The 18849-nt window shown below is 61.7% G+C and carries 11 protein-coding genes and 1 pseudogene; 1 reads left to right on the top strand and 11 read right to left on the bottom strand.

What is annotated here, in order from left to right:
- Positions 1 to 86: 86 nt before the first annotated feature.
- Positions 87 to 521 (bottom strand): annotated as a pseudogene (locus DWZ52_RS10285) (restriction endonuclease subunit S); the annotation flags it as partial.
- Positions 522 to 663: 142 nt separating this feature from the next.
- Positions 664 to 2001 carry a hypothetical protein gene (locus DWZ52_RS00435; protein ID WP_118384619.1) on the bottom strand — a complete coding sequence of 446 codons (1338 nt, stop codon included), beginning with the start codon at positions 1999 to 2001 and terminating at the stop codon, positions 664 to 666.
- 218 nt (positions 2002 to 2219) lie between these two features.
- Between DWZ52_RS00435 and DWZ52_RS00430 the strand changes: the two genes are divergently transcribed.
- Positions 2220 to 3401 (top strand): cation diffusion facilitator family transporter, encoded by a 1182-nt coding sequence (locus tag DWZ52_RS00430; protein WP_118384618.1) that lies wholly within the window; start codon positions 2220 to 2222, stop codon positions 3399 to 3401.
- Positions 3402 to 3413: 12 nt separating this feature from the next.
- Here the strand turns inward: DWZ52_RS00430 and DWZ52_RS00425 are convergent, their stop codons facing one another.
- The 9 genes from DWZ52_RS00425 to dnaE form a co-directional block, all read right to left on the bottom strand.
- Positions 3414 to 4403 (bottom strand): hypothetical protein, encoded by a 990-nt coding sequence (locus DWZ52_RS00425; protein ID WP_117786694.1) that lies wholly within the window; start codon positions 4401 to 4403, stop codon positions 3414 to 3416.
- A gap of 177 nt (positions 4404 to 4580) precedes the next feature.
- Complete coding sequence (locus tag DWZ52_RS00420) at positions 4581 to 6248, bottom strand: formate--tetrahydrofolate ligase (RefSeq protein WP_117778469.1); 1668 nt, start codon at positions 6246 to 6248, stop codon at positions 4581 to 4583.
- Between the two features lie 144 nt (positions 6249 to 6392).
- Positions 6393 to 7460 (bottom strand): Holliday junction branch migration DNA helicase RuvB, encoded by a 1068-nt coding sequence (gene ruvB, locus DWZ52_RS00415; protein WP_117786693.1) that lies wholly within the window; start codon positions 7458 to 7460, stop codon positions 6393 to 6395.
- On the bottom strand, positions 7460 to 8080 hold the full coding sequence (ruvA, locus tag DWZ52_RS00410; RefSeq protein ID WP_117786692.1) for a Holliday junction branch migration protein RuvA: 621 nt from the start codon (positions 8078 to 8080) through the stop codon (positions 7460 to 7462). Before ruvA ends, ruvB begins: the two co-directional genes overlap by 1 nt.
- A complete protein-coding gene (ruvC, locus tag DWZ52_RS00405) occupies positions 8080 to 8601 on the bottom strand; it encodes a crossover junction endodeoxyribonuclease RuvC (protein WP_035137351.1) in 522 nt (173 codons plus the stop codon). Before ruvC ends, ruvA begins: the two co-directional genes overlap by 1 nt.
- A gap of 137 nt (positions 8602 to 8738) precedes the next feature.
- On the bottom strand, positions 8739 to 10724 hold the full coding sequence (locus DWZ52_RS00400) for a hypothetical protein (protein WP_118384617.1): 1986 nt from the start codon (positions 10722 to 10724) through the stop codon (positions 8739 to 8741).
- A 117-nt stretch (positions 10725 to 10841) separates the two neighbouring features.
- Positions 10842 to 11204, bottom strand: coding sequence for a desulfoferrodoxin family protein (locus DWZ52_RS00395; RefSeq protein WP_089572163.1), 363 nt, complete (start codon positions 11202 to 11204; stop codon positions 10842 to 10844).
- A gap of 150 nt (positions 11205 to 11354) precedes the next feature.
- The gene (locus tag DWZ52_RS00390) at positions 11355 to 14819 is read right to left on the bottom strand and encodes a DEAD/DEAH box helicase (RefSeq protein WP_118384616.1); all 3465 of its coding nucleotides are present in this window, start codon (positions 14817 to 14819) and stop codon (positions 11355 to 11357) included.
- A gap of 160 nt (positions 14820 to 14979) precedes the next feature.
- A complete protein-coding gene (dnaE, locus tag DWZ52_RS00385; protein ID WP_118384615.1) occupies positions 14980 to 18783 on the bottom strand; it encodes a DNA polymerase III subunit alpha in 3804 nt (1267 codons plus the stop codon).
- Between the last annotated feature and the right edge of the window lie 66 nt (positions 18784 to 18849).

The following is an 18849-nucleotide window of genomic DNA, read 5'->3' as shown; positions in this document are numbered from 1 at the left end:
CGAAGAGCGGCAAGTTTTGTGTTTTCGTCTTGGTTGCTGCGGTAAGCAGCAAAAAGATCTTGCAAGTAGCCAAGCTCTTCCGAGCTCGGCATCTCCAACTCAAGGGACTTTAAGTTTCGTTGGCTAATTTTCATTTGCACAGCACCTGTAACGATTTGGTTTATCGCCGTACGCTTCAGCGCAACGTAAATCGCTTCGAGCGAATACTCGCCTGAAGACGCAAGGATGTGCGCATGGTTGTTGACCCAGTATTTTCCCCAAACATACTGTAGGATTGGCTTGCCTTCGGAATTGACAACCGTGCCATCTTCGCCAAGAAGAACTCTTATCTCATCGAATAAGAAGTCATCAACGTAGTCCATGATTGAGGTTGCGCCATAGTAAGGATAAGGGCCCTTTCGAGCCTCGCGATCTCTGCTGTTTAATGGGATTCTCTTTGAGTCTTCAAGTGCAACAATGTCGCCAAATCTAACTGTTTTCGATTTCGTTTTTAAGGCGGATTCAAAACGAGCCGTGGCCAGTTCTAGTAAATAGCCATTTAGCTAAGTCTCTACGGCAGCTCGGACGCCACGTCTCGCCGCAAAAAAACGGGGCAACTCGCACCCCTGCGAGCTGCCCCATACCCCCGGCTTTCACGCCACAGCGCTAACCAGCACCACTCCCCTACTTCCCAAAGATCGTAGCGAACAATCCCTTGCGTTTGGGTTTCTCCTCTCGGTAAGAACCCTCGGCCGCCGCTGCCACCTGACGTGGTTGCTCGCCGCCTCCACGGCGTACGATCTGGTACAGAAACGGCGACTTAACGTATTTGACCTCGATGGGCGTGGCATGCACGGTACTCTCGCCGGACAGATGCAGGCTCGGGTTGAGCGGCGCCACGATATGCGTCTCGCGCTTGTCGCTAAACACCACCGCGGCCGCGCGGCCCGTCTGACCGTTTACGGCAATGCGCACCTGCTCGCCATCGCGGCCGTCTGTCGCCGGACGATCGACAAAGTAGACCGGCACCATCACCAGGCCGTCCTTATGCTTGCAGGCCTTGCGCGCCCAGGTGCGGATGCTCTTTTTATTGAGCCCCAGTACAGCCTCGGCGTCGTTGCCCGCAACGTCGAGCGCCAACTTATCAATGACCACCTGGTCCTTGGTAGACGCATCGACGGAGACGACACGAAAGTCACCTTCCTGCATGGCAGGGTCAAACGGCCCAACCTTGGCATAGTCCCACGGCTCCAAAATGCCCATGAGACGAACGTCCAGGTAGTTTGCCCTGGGGTATGCCCAGTCGAGCACCTCGTAGTACACCAGGGTTTCCTTGCTCAGGCCCTTGCCCGGGAAGCTCACCATCATGCGCAGGTCCGCCAGCGCCATGGGGAAATAGAAGAGCATCATGTCGTTTTGGATCGCATCTTCCACGTCGTGCCCGGCAAAGGCTTCCGCATACTGGTGCACCAGCTGCAGTGCGTTGGCACGTGCCTGCTGCGGCGAGATTTCGCAGGGAATACCCTGCCCAGGTACATACTCCGCACCAACGCCCAAGGTCAGGCGCTTGCTAAACGTCCCCGGCTTGAGCAGGTCGGCAATGCCGATCTTGTTGCCGCAGGACGGGCACTCAAACACACGCTGCGTTGACTTGCCCTCAAAGGACGCTCCGCAGAAGGGACAAGGAATGCTCACGTGCGTCGCTTCTTGGAACTCCTGCGCCGTGCCGCGGTCCTCCCACAGCAGATGTTCCAGGACCGACTGATTGCGCCAGTGCGAATTGAAGAAATACCAGTCCGGGTCCTCCGGGCGCTCGAGTTGCGACACATGCGTGAGCTTGAGCAGTCCATCCACTACCGTCAACGGCGTATGGCGAATGCCCAGGGCGCTCTTGGGCTCTCCGGCGTCCGCCTGCCACGGAATGACCGCACCGCAATAAGCGCACTCAAAGCTGCGCTTAGCTTGGTGCGAGTACATAGGGCCGCCGCAGTTTTGACATTTAATGGCAAACATCTCGTCCATGGAAACGTCCTCCTTTGCGCAGGGGCTGTCGACATTAAGTATGTCGAGCAAACAGGCACATGCCCATACCCATGTGGCCCAAAATGGACCACCCAGGCAGACGAGAAGGCTCGCTCGTTAGCACCGGCAGACTATTGCTGCATTTTCTGAGCATCGGTGCACGGCGCCCCCGCGCGAGCTACACTATCCCCTTAAACATGATTGTGAGGACGACCGCTATGCTATTTGTAAATCGGCTGGTACATACGCTTGTTCACGGCAGCGAGGGCGAGCCGGTCGATGCATCTTGCCGCACCAACGCGGGCTTTGCCGCAAGCCTCATCTGCATTGGCCTCAACATCACCCTGTGCCTGGCCAAGGGCATCGCGGGCCTGCTCGCCGGCTCTGTCTCGCTCATCGCCGACGCTTTCAACAACCTCTCCGATGCCTCGAGCAACATCGTGAGTCTGCTCGGGTTCCGCCTTGCCAGCCGCCCGGCAGACGAGGGCCACCCTTACGGCCACGGCCGCTACGAGTACCTGGCCGGTCTGTTTGTCGCCGTCCTGGTTTGCGCCGTCGGCATCAACCTAATCCTCGAGTCGATAACCAAGATCATCAAGCCCTCGCCCACCGTGTATTCGGCGCTCTCCATGGCCGCCCTTATTCTGTCCATGCTCGTCAAATTCTGGATGGCCGCGTTCAACCGCGCACTGGGTAACCGCATCGATTCCGAGATGCTCATCGCCACAGCGCAGGACTCCAAAAACGACGTCATTACCTCGGGCTCGGTCTTGGTGGCGGCGCTTATTTCGCAGACGACCGGCTTTGACCTCGATGGCTGGGCAGGCCTGGGTGTGGGCATCTTTATCTGCATCAGTGGCATGGGCCTAGTGCGCGACGCCATCAGCCCGTTGCTGGGGCAAGCGCCCGACCCCAAGCTCGTCCAGGCAATCCGCGACAAGATCATGTCCTATCCGCAGGTCTTGGGCACACACGACCTCATGGTGCACGACTACGGCCCCGGTCGTCAGTTTGCCAGCGCCCACGTGGAGATGCCCGGTGAGGGCGACGCGTTTGAGCACCACGAGATTCTGGACACCATCGAGCACGACATCAAGCGCCAGATGGGCATTGGTATCACGCTGCACTGCGACCCCATCGCCACCACCGGCGACGACCTACGCGGCTGGGTCAAGCGTGGCGTTACGCAGATCGATCCCGCGCTCTCCATCCACGACCTGCACGAGCACGACGGGTTCGTTTCGTTTGACCTTGTGCGTCCCGACGGCTTTGACATATCCGACGAGGAGCTGCTGGAGCTCGTCACGCGCATCGTGCACGAGCGCCGACCCAATGCCTCATGCGTCGTTACGTTTGACTCGGGCTTTAGCTCGCCCGACCGTCCGGCCGAGCAGCTGTAGCCCGCTTAACAGCTAGTTTCCCTGCGTGCCCGAGATGCCGTTTTGTAGGGCGTTCCAGGCATCCGTCGCCATGTCGCCCAAGTTCTGAGCGGTGTCGCCCAGGTTCTGGGCCGTGTCGCCCAGCTCTTGGGCCTTATCCCCAAGCTCCTGTGCCTTGTTGCTCAAGTCCTCCAACGTATTGGAACTCGAGCTGTCGGTACCGCTTTGGCCGTCGGGTGAGTTGCCCGAGCTATTCTTGTGCGTGAGTTGAATTTCGAGGTTGCCGCTGTCGTTATAGTAAGCAGAAGTAACGACCCAGTTGGCATCGATGACGGGCGTTGAGCCATCATCAGTCAGGACCACGGCATTCGAAAGATTGGCGCCGCGCGACTTGAGGAGCTTCTTGGCGTTGGACCAGTACTGCCCCGGGATATCGCTCAGATCGACGGTGCTAGACGAGGCGGACTCGGTTTGCTCGGCAGCGGTATCAGCCGTTGAACTCCCTCGCTTGTTGAGCATGCCCGACACAATGGCAAACACAACCGACAGCGCAAAGAAGATCGCCAGCACGATGAGGATCTTCTTGATCACGCTCGACGAACGCGACGGCTTCTTCTCCTCGTCCTCGCCATATTGCGGAATCGACTTGGGGTACTCGCGATACGGCTCGCGCGACTCGTAGCGAGGCTGCGCCGTGCGAGGCATATACGTCGTCTGCTGAGGCTGCGGAATGGGATTTTGCGGCAGGTCATCATAGGGATTCGGCGTCGAGGCGGCATAAGAATCCTGCGGCGCGTAATCAAACGGGTCCGGAGCTGCGTTGCCATAGGGGCCTTGCGAAGATACGGCATAAGAATCCCGCGCTGTGTCGCCATAGCCCATAACCCGGGTTGGCTCGGCAGAAGGCTGCGTCGCGGCGGGGTCGGTATAACCGGGGTTGGGAACAACGCGGGTCGCATCGGCGCTATCGCCAGCCTGCGCGGAACCGTAGCCGCCCATCACGGTTGTCTTGTCCTGATCCATGCAACGATTCCTTTCCGTCGCCCGTAAGCATCAAGTTATCCATGCATTCTACCCGCGCAAAAGCCCGTGACGGACAGAGCCCGTCCATATCTACAAGACAAGCGCGGCTAGAAAACAAAAGCCCCGCCGGGCCTTGGTAGGCGCGACGGGGCGGGCAAGCAGCTATGGGCAACAAGCTTAGAACAGGCCGGTGATGTTGCCGTCGTTGTCGACGTCGATGTTCTCAGCCGCGGGGACCTTGGGCAGGCCCGGCATGGTCAGAACACTGCCGGTCAGTGCGACCACAAAGTGGGCACCGGCGGAAACCTTGAGCTCACGCACCGTGATGCGGAAGTTCTCGGGAGCGCCCAGGGCCTTGGCGTTGTCGCTAAAGCTGTACTGCGTCTTGGCCACGCACACCGGCAGGTTGCCAAAGCCGTTCTCGCGCAGCTCGGCGAGCTGGCGCTTGGCGGCCGGCGTAAAGTCAACGCCATCGGCGCGGTAGACCTTGGTGGCAATGGCCTCAAGAGCGTCGGCGACATCGGCGCCGTCCTCATAGGCAAACTTGAGCTCGCTCGGCTGCTCAATCAGACGCATGACCTCATCGGCAAGCTCGAGCGCGCCCTCGCCGCCCTTGGCCCAGACCTCGGAAAGCTTAACGTTGACGCCGAGCTTCTGGCACTCGGACTCGATGAGCGCAAGCTCGGCCTCGGTGTCCGTCGGGAAGCGGTTGATGGCGACCACGCAGGGCAGACCATAAACGTTCTGGATGTTGTCGACGTGACGCAGCAGGTTGGGCATGCCGGCCTTGAGTGCCTCGAGGTTCTCCTCGTTGAGGTCGGCCTTGGCGACGCCACCGTTGTACTTCAGCGCACGAGCGGTCGCGACGACCACGACGGCGCTGGGGCGAACGCCCGTCATACGGCACTTGATGTCGAGGAACTTCTCGGCACCCAGATCGGCACCGAAGCCGGCCTCGGTAATGGCGACATCGCCAAAGCGCATCGCCATACGCGTGGCCATGATAGAGTTGCAGCCGTGGGCGATGTTGGCGAAGGGACCGCCGTGGACAAACGCGGGCGTGCCCTCGAGCGTTTGCACCAGGTTGGGCTTGAGCGCGTCCTTAAGCAACGCGGCCATGGCACCCTGGGCCTTAAGGTCGCGGGCACGGACGGGCTCGCCGGCAAAGCTGTAGCCGACGACGATCTCGCCCAGGCGCTCCTTGAGGTCGCTGATACTCGTAGACAGGCACAGGATTGCCATGACCTCGGAGGCGACGGTGATATCGAAGCCGTCCTCGCGCGGCACGCCCTGGGCCTTACCGCCAATACCGTCGATGACGTGGCGCAGCTGACGGTCGTTCATATCGACGACGCGCTTCCAAGTGATGCGTTTAACGTCGATGCCAAGCTGGTTGCCCTGCTGGATGTGGTTATCAAGCATGGCGGCCAGCAGGTTGTTGGCAGCACCGATGGCATGGAAGTCGCCGGTAAAGTGCAGGTTGATATCCTCCATGGGGATCACCTGAGCCCAGCCGCCGCCGGCAGCACCGCCCTTAACACCAAAGACGGGGCCGAGCGAAGGCTCGCGCAGGGCCACGGCACTCTTGACGCCGCGACGACGCAGGCCATCGGCCAGACCGATGGTCGTGGTGGTCTTGCCCTCGCCCGCAGGCGTTGGGTTGATAGCGGTCACGAGGACGAGCTTGGCCTGGTGATCGGTCGGCTCGTTGAGCAGTGAATAGTCGACCTTAGCCTTGTCGAAGCCGTACGGAATAAGGTGCTTAACGTCGACGCCGGCGTTCTTGGCCACCTCGGTAATAGGCAACGGCGTGACAGAACGTGCGATTTCGATGTCAGTAGGCATGGGCGGTCCTTTCGTTACCGAATGAGAAAAAGACCAATTCAGCATAGCACGGGTGCGCAATAGTAAAACGCCCATAACCGATGAACGGCGATATGTTTACTCGATGCCCGGCGATAGCCCAACAGCCCGCCAAAACAAAGCGCCCTAAACGGTAGGTTCAATCCCCAGGTGCTCAAAGGTGCGCAGGGTTGCCTGACGGCCCTGGGGCGTGCGAATCATCAACCCGCACTGCAGCAGATAGGGCTCATAGACATCCTCGAGCGTTCCCGGGTCCTCGCCCACAGCGCTGGCAAGCGTTGTCAGGCCCACGGCACGTCCGGAGAACGTCTTAGCGAGTGTCTCCAAAATGCGAATATCCATCCAGTCCAGACCAAGCTCATCGATCTCGAAGAACTCGAGCGCCTGACGGCAAATACCAAGCTCAATGGGACCGTTGCCACGCACCTGCGCATAGTCGCGCACGCGCTTGAGCAAACGGTTAGCCAAGCGCGGCGTGCCACGCGAGCGCGAGCCGATCTCGAGCGCGCTCGGATGGTCTATTGTCACACCCAGGATGGACGCCGAGCGCGTCACAATCTGCGCGAGTTCTTCGACCGTGTAGTAATCCAGGCGATATGAAATGCCAAAGCGATCGCGCAGCGGGCCAGTCAGCATACCCGAGCGGGTCGTTGCCGCCACCAGCGTAAACTTGGGGATATCCAGGCGAATCGAGCGCGCCGCCGGACCCTTGCCAATCACGATATCGAGGGCAAAGTCCTCCATCGCGGGGTACAGGACCTCCTCGACCGAACGGTTGAGGCGGTGGATCTCGTCGATAAACAGCACATCACCCGGCTGCAAGTTAGTAAGGATGGCTGCCAGGTCGCCGGTGCGCGCGATGGCAGGGCCACTCGTGGTCTTGATCTGAGCGCCCAGCTCGTTGGCGATAACCGTAGCCAGCGTGGTCTTGCCCAGACCCGGAGGGCCCGAGAAGATCACGTGGTCGAGCGTCTCGCCACGGCTCTGCGCCGCTTCGATCAACACGCGCAGGCTCTGCTTGATATGCTCCTGGCCGCAGTAATCGTCCAGGCGCTGGGGGCGCAAAGTGCGATCGACATCGAGGTCCTCGGCCGTCAGCTCCGAGCCCACCATGCGCTCGCCGTGCGCCATGGATGCCGCCGGCGAGTTGCCGGGCGTCGCCCACAGGTCCTGAGAGTCATCGGCTTCCCACATCACGCATCCATTCCGAGTCGCTTAAGCGCCGCGCCGAGCAAATCCTCGACACGCATATCCTGCCCATCATACCCGCTCAGGGCAACATCGGTCTCCTGCGGGCTAAAGCCCATGGAAAGGAGCGCCGCACGGGCGTCATCGATGGCCGAGGGAGCGGCAGCGGGCACGGGCATCGCAACCTGGCCGGGAATCACGTCGACCGGCACAAAGCCCTTGTCCTTGGCAAAGGTGCTCTTGAGCTCCAGGATCAGACGCTGAGCTGTCTTTTTGCCCACACCGGGCACCTTGGCCATGCCCTTGTCGTCCTCGGCCATCACCAGCGAATACAATTGCCCCACGGTATAGGTGGAAAGCACGGCGAGCGCCAAGCGCGGGCCAACGCCCGAGACGAACACGAGCCGATCGAACATCGTGCGCTCATCCTTAGAGGAAAAACCGAAAAGTGTCATGGCGTCCTCGCGCACCTGCATACGCGTGTAGAGGCGGACCTCGCCGCCGGGCGTCGGCAACGTGGCCGCAGTGCTGCCCGAGATGCCGAGCTCAAAGCCAACGCCCGACACATCGACGACAGCAGAGCTCATCGTGGCCTCGACAAGCGTTCCGTGGAGCTGGGAAATCATCAGTATCCGGTTCCTCTCTGTTGATAGAACTCGCCGCCGGTAAGCGCCCGGGTGCGGCTGAGGTTTACGTGGCAGATGGCACAGGCCAGGGCATCGGCGGCATGGTCGGGATGCGGGTCGTGGTCGAGCTGCGTTAGCGTGCGTACCATGTAGGCGACCTGCCGCTTGTCCGCGGCGCCGGTACCCACCACAGCCTGTTTGATCTGCATGGGCGTGTACTCGCCGATCTCGAGCGCGCACTCCGAAAGCGCCACAAGCGCAGCGCCGCGGGCATGCGCCGTAGGGATGGCCGAGCGAACGTTGGCGCCAAAGTAAATGCTCTCGATAGCAGCGGTATCGGGTCGATAGCGCTCCACGACACCCTTGAGGTCGCGGGCGATATGCGACAGGCGCACCGCGAGCGGACTACCCGCGCTGGTCTCGATGCAGCCATAGGCACGGCAGCGAACCTCGCCACGCCGCTCCTCGATAATCCCCCAACCCGTATGAGCCAAACCGGGGTCAATGCCTAAAATAACCAAGCCAACCTCCCCTCGTCTTTTACCAAGCGCAAGGCAAGGCCCCGCGCACTACTCACGAACGTCTGTTCTAGAATAACACAACGGGGTCAAGATGCTTAGTTGAAGTATCGGGGTTGAGAGCGAATCCCATCCCCAGTTTAGTTCTGCGAGAAGAATGGGAACTGTCGGGGATCAACCGGCGGATGCGGCATCGGGCCACCCTGGGGCCCACCCTGCGGGCCACCCTGGCCGCCCATCATCTTATCGATGGCGTCCTGAACCTCGCCCTCGAACTTTTTCATTCCCTCGTGTAAACGACGCTGACCGTCTTCAGAGCGCAACTCCTCCATTTGTTCGGGCGAAATACCCAGTAGCTCGCCCAGCACGCCCATCATCTCGTTTCGCACGCGCTCACTAGTATCCTCGTCAGCAAAACGGCGCACCTCGGCGCGCGCCAGCGAATCGACCGTCATACGCTCCTTGCCGTTAAGCCCCAGGTCGGACCACGCGAGCATGTACGGCCAGGAGCGCTCGGCAAACGAACGGGACGAAACGATCGGCGCCGTCGGCAACATGCGGCGGGCAGCCTCACCCTGTCGAACGAGCATCAGCAGCAGCGAGCAGGCCTCAGGCTTGCCAGCGGCCATCGGGATGTCGTCGAAAGATCGATTGCGGTCCACGTGCGCCTCAAGCGCGCCATCGATCTCACCCGGCTCGACCCCGCCGAGCAGCTGTGCCGCGCGGTCGAGCATATCGACCGGACCGTCGAGCGTCGAGAGCGCCTGCGCCAGCACTCGCTCCATACAATCTTCCACCGCGTTGAGCGTCACGAGCTCTTGGGGCACCACGGCAGACGTGCGGTTGCGCACGCGCGCCACAAACTCAAGCGTCGACAGGTACACATCGCCAAAGGGCGCATAATCGCCCTGGTAGCCGCCGCAAAGCGCCGGCGCCGCCAGTGCGTACTCGGTTTTGGACAGCGGGCTCAGCGCCATCGCACCCAACTCGAGCGCCGTGTCCTCCAGCATGAGGCCCAGCGTGCGAGAGCGCAGGCGCTCGGCGTCGCCCGCCGACACATCGCGGTCGAGCGCGCGCGCGGCATCCGGCGCATCGCGCTCAACCGTGCGAATATGCAGGCGCTCGGCAATGGCGCGAACGGCGGCACAGCGAGCAGCCTCGGCCTCCTCCTGCGCCGGCGTAAAGATGCGGTTGCGCCCCAGCACCAGGCCAATCACATTACGTGGGCCCAGAGCGTCGACGGCCAGCGCCGCCAGCAGGGACGACGGCAAGTCGCCCTCGAGTGCCACCACGGCGCGCGACGCACCGTGGGCCCGGGCGTTGTCGCGCACGGCGAGCACCAGCGCCTGCCACAGCCACTCCTCGGAACGGAACTCGGGCAGTTCGTGATCTTCCAGGGCATCGAGCATCACGCCGCGCTGAATCTCCTGAACCAGCAGGCTCTCCTCAAAACACGGCGCCTGGGCCACCACGCGACCGCAGTCGTCGAGCACAAACGAACCGCCGGTATACACCGACTCGTCATAGGCACCGACCGGCGCCATGCAGGCAAACCACACGCTGCGCCTGGATGCGATCTTGCGGTAGGCGCCGCTGCGAACGGCGGCAATGGCAGTAGTCTCGCGGTCGGTCATGTCAAACGCGTTGAATTGGAAATACGCAATGAGGTCAACACCGGTCGGCAACATCTCGAGCTCGCGGTCCAAGTCAAAAATCACGGCGATGCGCACGCCATCCACGTCGAACACCGGCGGCGCCCAACGCGTGTCGTTGTTCTCGCCACGCTGCAGGGCAATGCTCGAACGCGCCGGCACCACATGACCGTCCTTGAGCATCATGTAGTCGAGCAGCGGCTGGCCCTCAAACGAAACCGCCGCGGGCACGATGCAGATCATGTCAAGCTCCTGGATACGCTCGGCGACACCAGTCAAGCCGGCAAGCATGTCGTGCTCAAAGTCGGCAGTGCCCACCAGGCCCCCGGGCATGGCGCCCATAAAGAGCGGAGCCGGAACGCACAGCACGCGCGCCCCGCGCTCGTGGGCCAGACGAGCCTGGTCCTCGATGCGGCCGCAAATGCCCTCAATATCACCCAGGCGCATATCGATCTGTGCAAGCGCGAGCTTCATGGCTCAGCCCTTTCCGTCGTAAACCATCGTTGTCGTAGTAAAAGCGCCGGCCGCATAATGCAGCCGGCGCTCGCATGTGCATATGCTAGCTATGATACCCCGAGCGGGGGCGCGCTCCTAGAACGTCGCGGACCACAGCCCGTGCAGGTTGCAATAGGCATAGACGGTACCGGTCTTGGAGCCGCCCGCGAAAAACGTCGCGGGCTTCATGCCGGGCTCAAGGTAATGGACCTCTAAGCGGCCCTCGGCCTCAAGGGCGATCCACTCAATATAGTGCTCGGGCAGGCTGGGGTGCTCGACCGAGCCAACGCGTGCGCGAATCACGTGACCGTCGCGCTCGGTCTCGACAACAGGCACGTGCTTCTCGTGCGCCGCGTCCTCAGTGTTTGCGGTCAGTTCCGTGCAACCGGCAGGGGTTGCAACGTCGTTGCCAAGGGCGGCAATGAGCTTACCGTCGGGGTCCTTAAAGAATTTCGCCATGATGTTCTCCTTTGCTGACGTGCCAATGTTCTTGATGGTTCTTATGCCCAAAGGCAGACAAACCATCCACGGCATTGCAAATGAACACATAACGGGCGGGGACGATGGGGCAGCGTGCGCTATCCGCCCTGGCGGCCCCACCCGAGCGGGTTAGCGCCCGTCGCCGCCCAGCAGCGCCAGAACATCTTCGCGGGTAAACAGCGCCGACGAGATGCCGTCGCCGCCGAGCACGCTGTTGACCAGGTCGCGCTTGGACTCCTGCATCTGCATGATGCGCTCCTCGATCGTGTCCTTGGCGATGAGCTTGTACACGGTCACGGTATGTTGCTGGCCAATACGATGCGCGCGGTCGGTCGCTTGGTCCTGCGCCGCCACGTTCCACCACGGGTCGTAGTGGATGACCACGTCGGCCGCCGTCAGGTTAAGGCCCACGCCGCCAGCCTTGAGCGAAATCAAAAAGACCGGGACCTCGCCCGCTTGGAACTGCGCGACCATCTTGGCGCGGCTCTCCTTAGACGAAGCGCCCGTGAGCTTAAGGAAGGCGATATCCTCCTTGGCCAGGCGCTTGCCAATGATATCGAGCATGCCCGTAAACTGGCTGAACAACAGGATGCGATGCCCGCCGTCGAGTGCGCCGTGCACGAGCTCCATGCACGTATCGAGCTTTGCGCTCCCCGCCTTGTAATCCTCGTAGTGTAGACGTGGGTCGCAGCAGATCTGGCGCAGCTTGGTGAGCTCGGCGAGCACCTTGAGCTTGTCCTTCTTAAACTCCCCAGCCTCGCGGTGCTGCACCTGCTGGGCGATGCGGTCCTGGTTGGCCAGGTAGAGCTTGCGTTGCTCGCCGGTAAGCTGTGCCATGACGGTGTCCTCGATCTTCTCGGGCAGGTCGGCCACCACGTCTTCCTTAACACGGCGCAGCACAAACGGCGACACGAGCGCCTGCAGGCGAGCGGCGCTATCGCCCTCGGCATGCTCGACGGGGCTCTCAAAGCGCTTGGCAAACGACTCGCGCGTCCCCAAAAGGCCCGGCATCAAAAAGTCGAAGATGCTCCAGAGCTCGGACAGGCGGTTTTCGATGGGCGTGCCCGTCAGGGCAAAGCGCACGCCGGCAGGCAGGCGCTTGGCAGCGCGCGCCACCTGCGTGAGCGGATTTTTAATGTACTGTGCCTCATCGAGCACCACGCGGGCAAAATCCTGCTCGACGTACTCATCGATATCGCGCCGCATAAGGTCATACGACGTTACGACCACGTTATGCTCGGCCACGCCGGCAATCTGTACACGACGTTGAGCCTTGGCGCCCACAATGGCGCACACATCGAGCGACGGGGCAAAGCGCTCCAGCTCGGCAGTCCAGTTGTACACGAGTGAGGCCGGGCATACCACGAGCGTGGGCTTGGTGTCCCCCGCCTCCACGCGCGCCAGGATATGCGCGATCATCTGGAGCGTTTTGCCCAGGCCCATGTCGTCGGCCAAGATGCCGCCAAGGCCCAGGTGTTCGAGCGAGCCGAGCCACTGGTATCCGTCGACCTGGTAGCCGCGCATCGTTGCCTTGAGCGATGCCGGCACCGTAAAGTCCATCTTGCCGAGCGTGTCCAGGCGCTCGACGGTGCGGCGGAACGCAGCGTCGCGATCGGCCTCGAGCGCGGGCGTGCGCGCGAGCATGCTATCGACGAACAGGGTGCTCGACGCGGGAAGCGACACGCCGTCGAGCAGGTCGACGGCATCGACACCCAGGTCCTCGGCGAGACCAAACGCGGCTCGGGCGCCCTCGTCCAGGCGAATGATGTCGCCGGACGTAAGGCGCGCAAACGTTTGATGACGCTTGTACGAATCGAGATAGATGGCAAGGTCTGCCGCCGAAAGGCCGCTCGCGCCCAGTTCGACGTCGAGCAGGTTACTCTTGACGGTCGCACGCACCGAAAGCTTGGGCGCAGGGCGGACCGAGACCTGGCGCAAGCGGTCGCTGAGCATGACCTCGCCCAACTCGGACAGGGCAGACAGGCCCTCGGTCAGCAAGTGGAACAGGCTCTCGTCATCGCGTTCCTCAAACGCTAGGCCGCCCTCGTGGAAATCGAAGTACAGGGCCGCCGTGTCCATAACGCGAAACTCCGCCACCTCGTCGCGCGGCGGAACGCCCGGGCGCCGCTCTTCGAAGGGGCTGCCCGGAGCGCCCAGACTAAAGAGATCTGCCGACCAGTCGCCGTAGGTAACCGTAACTTTGCAGGTCACGAGCCCATCGTCGACGCCAATCGCCATGGCAAAGCTCGGCTCGGGCGCCACGGTATCGAGCGCAGCGGGCGCGGTAAGGTCGGTGTAGTCGCGCAAAATGGGCAGCACCATACGACAGAACTCCCCCACCTGCTCGGCGGCGATATGGACCGGCGTGCGACAGGGCAGCAAGCGCGATAGAAACGGCGCCGCATGCTGGGCAAACGCTACATCGGTACGGCGCGCACGGCGGGTGTCGACCAGATAGGCAACGTCGCCCGAAGCAAAGCAGTATGCATCGGCCGGCAGGCATAGATCGTAGCTGCCACCAGCCGCCGGCGCGATTTTGGCGGCAAGGAGCGGTGGGCGCTTAGACAGCGCCTCGTCCGCCCCTTCCGGAGGCATCTCAACCGCCACGTCATAGGTGCGATGCGTCGTCGTCCCCCGCGACCAGGCGGGCTCAAAAGAGATAGTCTTGCCGCGCAACAGGTCCAGCACATATACGATGCTATGCTCGGACAGCGGTAACTGACGCTCGGCGACAAAACCGCTGCGTGCAAAGTCGTACGACGCCGAACGCGAGCTTGTGATGTCATCGAGATAGGCAACTGTCGTCACGACAAGGTTGAGCAGCTTTGTCGACACGTCTTCGAAGGCTTCGGGCGTATGGACAAACGTGAGCTTCTTGCCGTACGAGAACGTACCGCCTCGGACATAGGCGTCGGCCATGCCGTCGATATCCTTGACCACGTAGGACACCGAACCGCAGCGAATGCGGAACTCGAGCGCCCAGCTAAAGCGGTCAGCGAACAGCGGATTGTAGTACGGCACCAGCGAAGGCTCCAACGCCGCTTTGGGGGCGTCGGGATCAACGGCACCGGCAAGCTTGCGGCGCATGCTCGCCAGCTCATCCATGCGCGCGTCCGAAAGATCGGAGAGCGCCGCCATGAGGCTGGGGCTCGTGGGGACGGGCGCCGGAAAGGGAAAGTTGGGGTTGACGGCCGGCGCTTTGGGCGCGGTGCGAACGGGCTGTTTCGGCTGCGCCGTAAACGTGCGGACCGGCGTGCGCAAACCTTCGACGGGCTCGGCGCCGCTGGCATCCAAATACGCCAGAGCCGTGGCAATAGCGTGCTTGCACATACCGGGGTAACGATAGGCGGCGGGGCAATCGCAGTCGTAGTCAATCACCTCGTGCTCGTCCATGTCGAGCGCCACGTGCGTCTTGTACAGGTCGCCGCGCGAACCGCGCACCGAGCCCTCAACCGTCACGTTTTTGGAGAAGCGCAAGCCGCTGTCCTCAATCGACAGCACGGCGCCGTTGAGCATGAGCGAGCGGCCCTTCATAAAGGTGCCGCTCAGCGCCGCCTCTTTCCGGAGCGCCTGCACAAACGTCCCCTGTGCCATCACTTCCTCCAATCCACACAGGGTAGCTAATTTGGGACGGGGCTATTTTAGCTACCCCCATATGTCGGTTGAGATGTATTCCGACCCCGACTCATTCGCCGTCAGCCAAAGGGTAGCTAAAATAGCCCCGTCCCAAATTAGCTACCCCGGCAAAATCATTTTAGATAACCGTCACTCTGCCTTGGTTACCCACGATAGCCTTTGCCTCGGCCAGCAGCGGAATCGAGCGCGCGTTGACCTTGGCAGGTACCTCGGCGCGCAGCACGCGCCCGTCCACCTGCTCGATAAAGATCTCCACGCGGTCGCCGCCCGGGTTAGTGGTGAGCACCGTGGCCAGGCGCGCCATATTGCCCTGGCTAAAGCGGCTGTTGGGCACCATGACCTCAAAGACCTTGGGCTTGTTTTTCTCCTCGCTAAGCTCCAGCGGCACAATCTCCTGCGCGATGATCTGGTCGCCGCGGTCCGAGCGCTCGAGCTTGCCCTTAATGCGCACAAACGCATCGGACAGCTGCGCGCCGGTCTCGGGATCGACCTCACCGTACAGGTACCCCTCGGCCTCCTTGTAGGTCTTGGGGAACACCACGACCGTGGCCTCGCCTTCCATGTCCTCGAGCTGCACGATACCCATGGGATCGCCGTTTTTGGTCACGCGCTTGGACACGCTCGAGACCATGCCGGCCCACCACAGCGCCTTGCCCTCGGGAATTTCCTGGTTGATGGTGCCGCCCGTAGGATTCTGAACTTCGTAGCCGGTGTCGATCTGCGAGAACGAGAAGTCACGCGCCTTGGCTAGTGCATACTCAAACGGGCGCAGCGGGTGGTCCGAGACATAGATGCCCAGAACCTCCTTCTCCTGACTCAACTTAAGGTGGCGGTCCCATTCCTGGCCATCCGGATCGGGCACGCTCACCTCAAAGCCCGAGCCCTCAACGTCGCCAAACATATCGAAGAACGACGTCTGGCCGCTCGCGCGATCCTTCTGGCGCTTTACCGCGGCATCGATGATGTTCTCGGGGTTGTTCTTGTCCACAAAGTGCATCATCTGGCGACGCGGATACCCCGTGGAGTCGAAGGCGCCTGCCTTGATGAGCGATTCGATCACGCGGCGGTTGGCCTGGCTCGAGTCCACGCGCTCGACAAAATCGTGCAGCGTCTTAAACGGACCGCCCGCCTCGCGCTCGGCGATAATCGCCTGCGCCACGCCGGTGCCCACGCCGCGGATGCCGGCCAGACCAAAGCGCACGCCCTCCTTGGTAGCCGTGAACTCGGTACCGGACTCATTGACATCTGGCGAAAGCACGGGGATGCCGTCGTGACGGCACGCCGAGACGTAATGAACGATCTTGTCGGTCTTGCCCGTGTAGGACGTCAGAACGGCCGCCATGTACTCGTGCGGATAGTGCGCCTTGAGCCACGCCGTCTGCATAACCAGGATGGCGTAGCCGGCGGAGTGCGACTTGTTGAAGGCGTAGGACGCGAACTCGAGAACATCGTCCCAAATCTTCTGGGCGACCTCGCGCGTATAGTTGTTCTTGATGGCGCCGTTCATCCAGTGGTCGTAGGTGGTCTCGTCGGAGCCATCCTCCCAGTGGAGCACCGTCGACGTGAGCAGCTTGATTTTCTTCTTAGCCACGGGCTTACGGATACGCGAGTCCGATTCGCCCTTGGAGAAGCCGCACATCTCGACGGAGATGAGCATAACCTGCTCCTGGTAGACCATGGTGCCGTAGGTTTCGCCCAGAATGTCGTCCAGGCGGTCGTCGTAGGAGACCGCCGGCTCCTTGCCGTTCATACGGTTGATGTAGGACGAAACCATGCCGGCGCCCAGCGGGCCCGGGCGGTACAGGGCGATCAATGCTACGACGTGCTTGTACTCGGTGGGCTTCATGTTCTTGATCGTGGCCGTCATGCCTGCGGACTCGACCTGGAAGACGCCGGCGGTGTGGCCGGAACCCATGAGCTTAAAGATCTCGGGGTCGTCAAAAGGAATCTCTTCCTCTTTGATGTCGATGCCGAAGTTCTTTTTGATGTTTGCCTTGGCCTTGGAGATAACCGTCAGCGTGCGCAGGCCCAAGAAGTCCATCTTGAGCAGGCCCATGTCGGCAACGGTATGGCCCTCGTACTGGGTAATCTCGACGCCGCCCTTGGTGTCGAGCTTGGTGGGCACGTGCTCGTTGACGGGGTCGCGGCAGATCAGAACGGCGCACGCGTGCACGCCCTCGCCACGGGTGAGGCCCTCGATCGAGAGCGCTGTGTCGATGATGCGGCGGGCGTCGTCGTCCTTTTTATATGCCTCGGCAAAATCGGGGTTAAACAGATCCTCTTTGCCGGGTTGCTTTTCGAGCACCTGCTTGAGCTTGACCTTGGGGTCGCTCGAGACCATCTTGGACAGGCGCTGGCCCATGTAGACCGGGTAGTCCAGAACGCGCGCGGCGTCGTTGATGGCCTGCTTGGCCTTAATGGTCGAGTAGGTGATGACGTGGGTGACCTTCTCGGGACCGTAGAGCTGGCGGACGTGCTCCACGACCTCGAGGCGCCGCTCATCGTCGAAGTCCATATCGATATCGGGCATCTCGGTACGCTGCGGAGACAGGAACCTCTCGAACATCAGGCCGTTCTCGAGCGGGTCGAACGCGGTGATGTTCATGGCGTAGGCGACGATAGCGCCGGCGGCAGAACCACGGCCGGGGCCGACGCCGATGCCGTTGTCCTTGGCCCATTGCACGTACTCGGCGACGATCAAGAAGTAGGCGGCAAAGCCCTTGTCGCAGATGACCTTGTATTCGTACTCAAAGCGCTCTTTGATGTTGACGCCGCCGATCTCGCGCGTGGCCCAGTCGTCACCGTAGTGCTGGCGCAGGCCCTTCTCGCACTCGCGGCGGAACTGGCTCTCGTGCGTCTCGCCGGGATCGAGCAACGGGAAGCGCGGCAGGATGATGGAGTCCCAGTCCAGCTCCACGTAGCACTTGTCGGCGATCTCGAGCGTGTTGTCGCAGGCTTCGGGGCAATACGGGAACATCGCCCGCATCTCCTCCTCGGTCTTCATATAGAACTCCGAGCCGGTCATGCGCATGCGGTTGGGGTCGTCGACCTTGGCGTTCATGCCGATGCACATAATGACGTCCTGTACGGGCGCGTCCTCGCGACGCAGGTAGTGGAAGTCGTTGGTGGCGATGACCTTGACACCCACCTGCTTGGCGATATCGATGAGCGTGCGGTCCATCTGCTCGTCGGTCAGGCCGTTGTCGGTGGTGATGCCGTGTTCCTGGATCTCGATGTAAAAGTCGCCGGGGTCAAAGGTGTCGCGGAAGGTCTCGGCCCACTTGATGGCGCCCTCCATGTCACCGCGGTCGATGTATTTGGGGATGATGCCCGCGATACAGGCGCTCGTGCAGATCATACCCTTGGCGTGGCGGCGCAGGTTGTCGAGCGTCACGCGCGGCTTATAGTAAAAGCCCTGCACGGCGGCCTCGGAAACCGTCTGCATCAGGTTGACGTAGCCTTCCTGGTCCTTGGCCAGAAGGATCATGTGGTAGAGCTCGGGCTTGTGGTCGCGGGCGAGCGTCTCGTCCGGCGTAAAGTAGACCTCGCAGCCAAAGATGGGCTTGATGACCAGGGGCGGCTTGAGCTCGTCGATGTTGCCCTTCTCGTCCCACATGGCCATGTCCTTAACGTACTGGGCATGCTCGCGCGGGTTTGCCTCGGGATCGGGCTCCACCAGCTCGTCGCGGCGGTCCTTTTCCAGGAAGGCCTTGTCGTGGCTCCAGGTTTTGTACTCGGGCGTGTTGTGGTTGACGGCGTCGCAGGCCAGCGCCAGGTCGGGTACGCCGTACATGTAGCCGTGGTCGGTAATGGCCACGGCGGGCATGCCAAGCTCAACGGCACGGTTGACCATATCCTGGATACGGGTTGCGCCGTCGAGCATGGAGAAAACAGTGTGATTGTGCAGATGGACGAATGCCATGTGATGAGCTCCGATGCGGGTTCGTGTTCTGACTGAACGATTTTACCGCACGGCGCGGACGGCACC

Origin of the sequence: Collinsella sp. AF33-16 (genome assembly GCF_003475325.1) — a bacterium.
GTDB lineage: Bacteria > Actinomycetota > Coriobacteriia > Coriobacteriales > Coriobacteriaceae > Collinsella.
This window is presented reverse-complemented; position numbering and strand designations above follow the sequence as displayed.

Coding starts and splice junctions, on each gene's coding strand:
- DWZ52_RS00425 (WP_117786694.1), bottom strand. CDS start 4,403: ATGGATCAGGACAAGACAACCGTGATGGGCGGCTACGGTTCCGCGCAG.
- dnaE (WP_118384615.1), bottom strand. CDS start 18,783: ATGGCATTCGTCCATCTGCACAATCACACTGTTTTCTCCATGCTCGAC.
- DWZ52_RS00400 (WP_118384617.1), bottom strand. CDS start 10,724: ATGAAGCTCGCGCTTGCACAGATCGATATGCGCCTGGGTGATATTGAG.
- ruvB (WP_117786693.1), bottom strand. CDS start 7,460: ATGTGGGAAGCCGATGACTCTCAGGACCTGTGGGCGACGCCCGGCAAC.
- DWZ52_RS00430 (WP_118384618.1), top strand. CDS start 2,220: ATGCTATTTGTAAATCGGCTGGTACATACGCTTGTTCACGGCAGCGAG.
- DWZ52_RS00420 (WP_117778469.1), bottom strand. CDS start 6,248: ATGCCTACTGACATCGAAATCGCACGTTCTGTCACGCCGTTGCCTATT.
- DWZ52_RS00395 (WP_089572163.1), bottom strand. CDS start 11,204: ATGGCGAAATTCTTTAAGGACCCCGACGGTAAGCTCATTGCCGCCCTT.
- ruvA (WP_117786692.1), bottom strand. CDS start 8,080: ATGATTTCCCAGCTCCACGGAACGCTTGTCGAGGCCACGATGAGCTCT.
- DWZ52_RS00390 (WP_118384616.1), bottom strand. CDS start 14,819: ATGGCACAGGGGACGTTTGTGCAGGCGCTCCGGAAAGAGGCGGCGCTG.
- DWZ52_RS00435 (WP_118384619.1), bottom strand. CDS start 2,001: ATGGACGAGATGTTTGCCATTAAATGTCAAAACTGCGGCGGCCCTATG.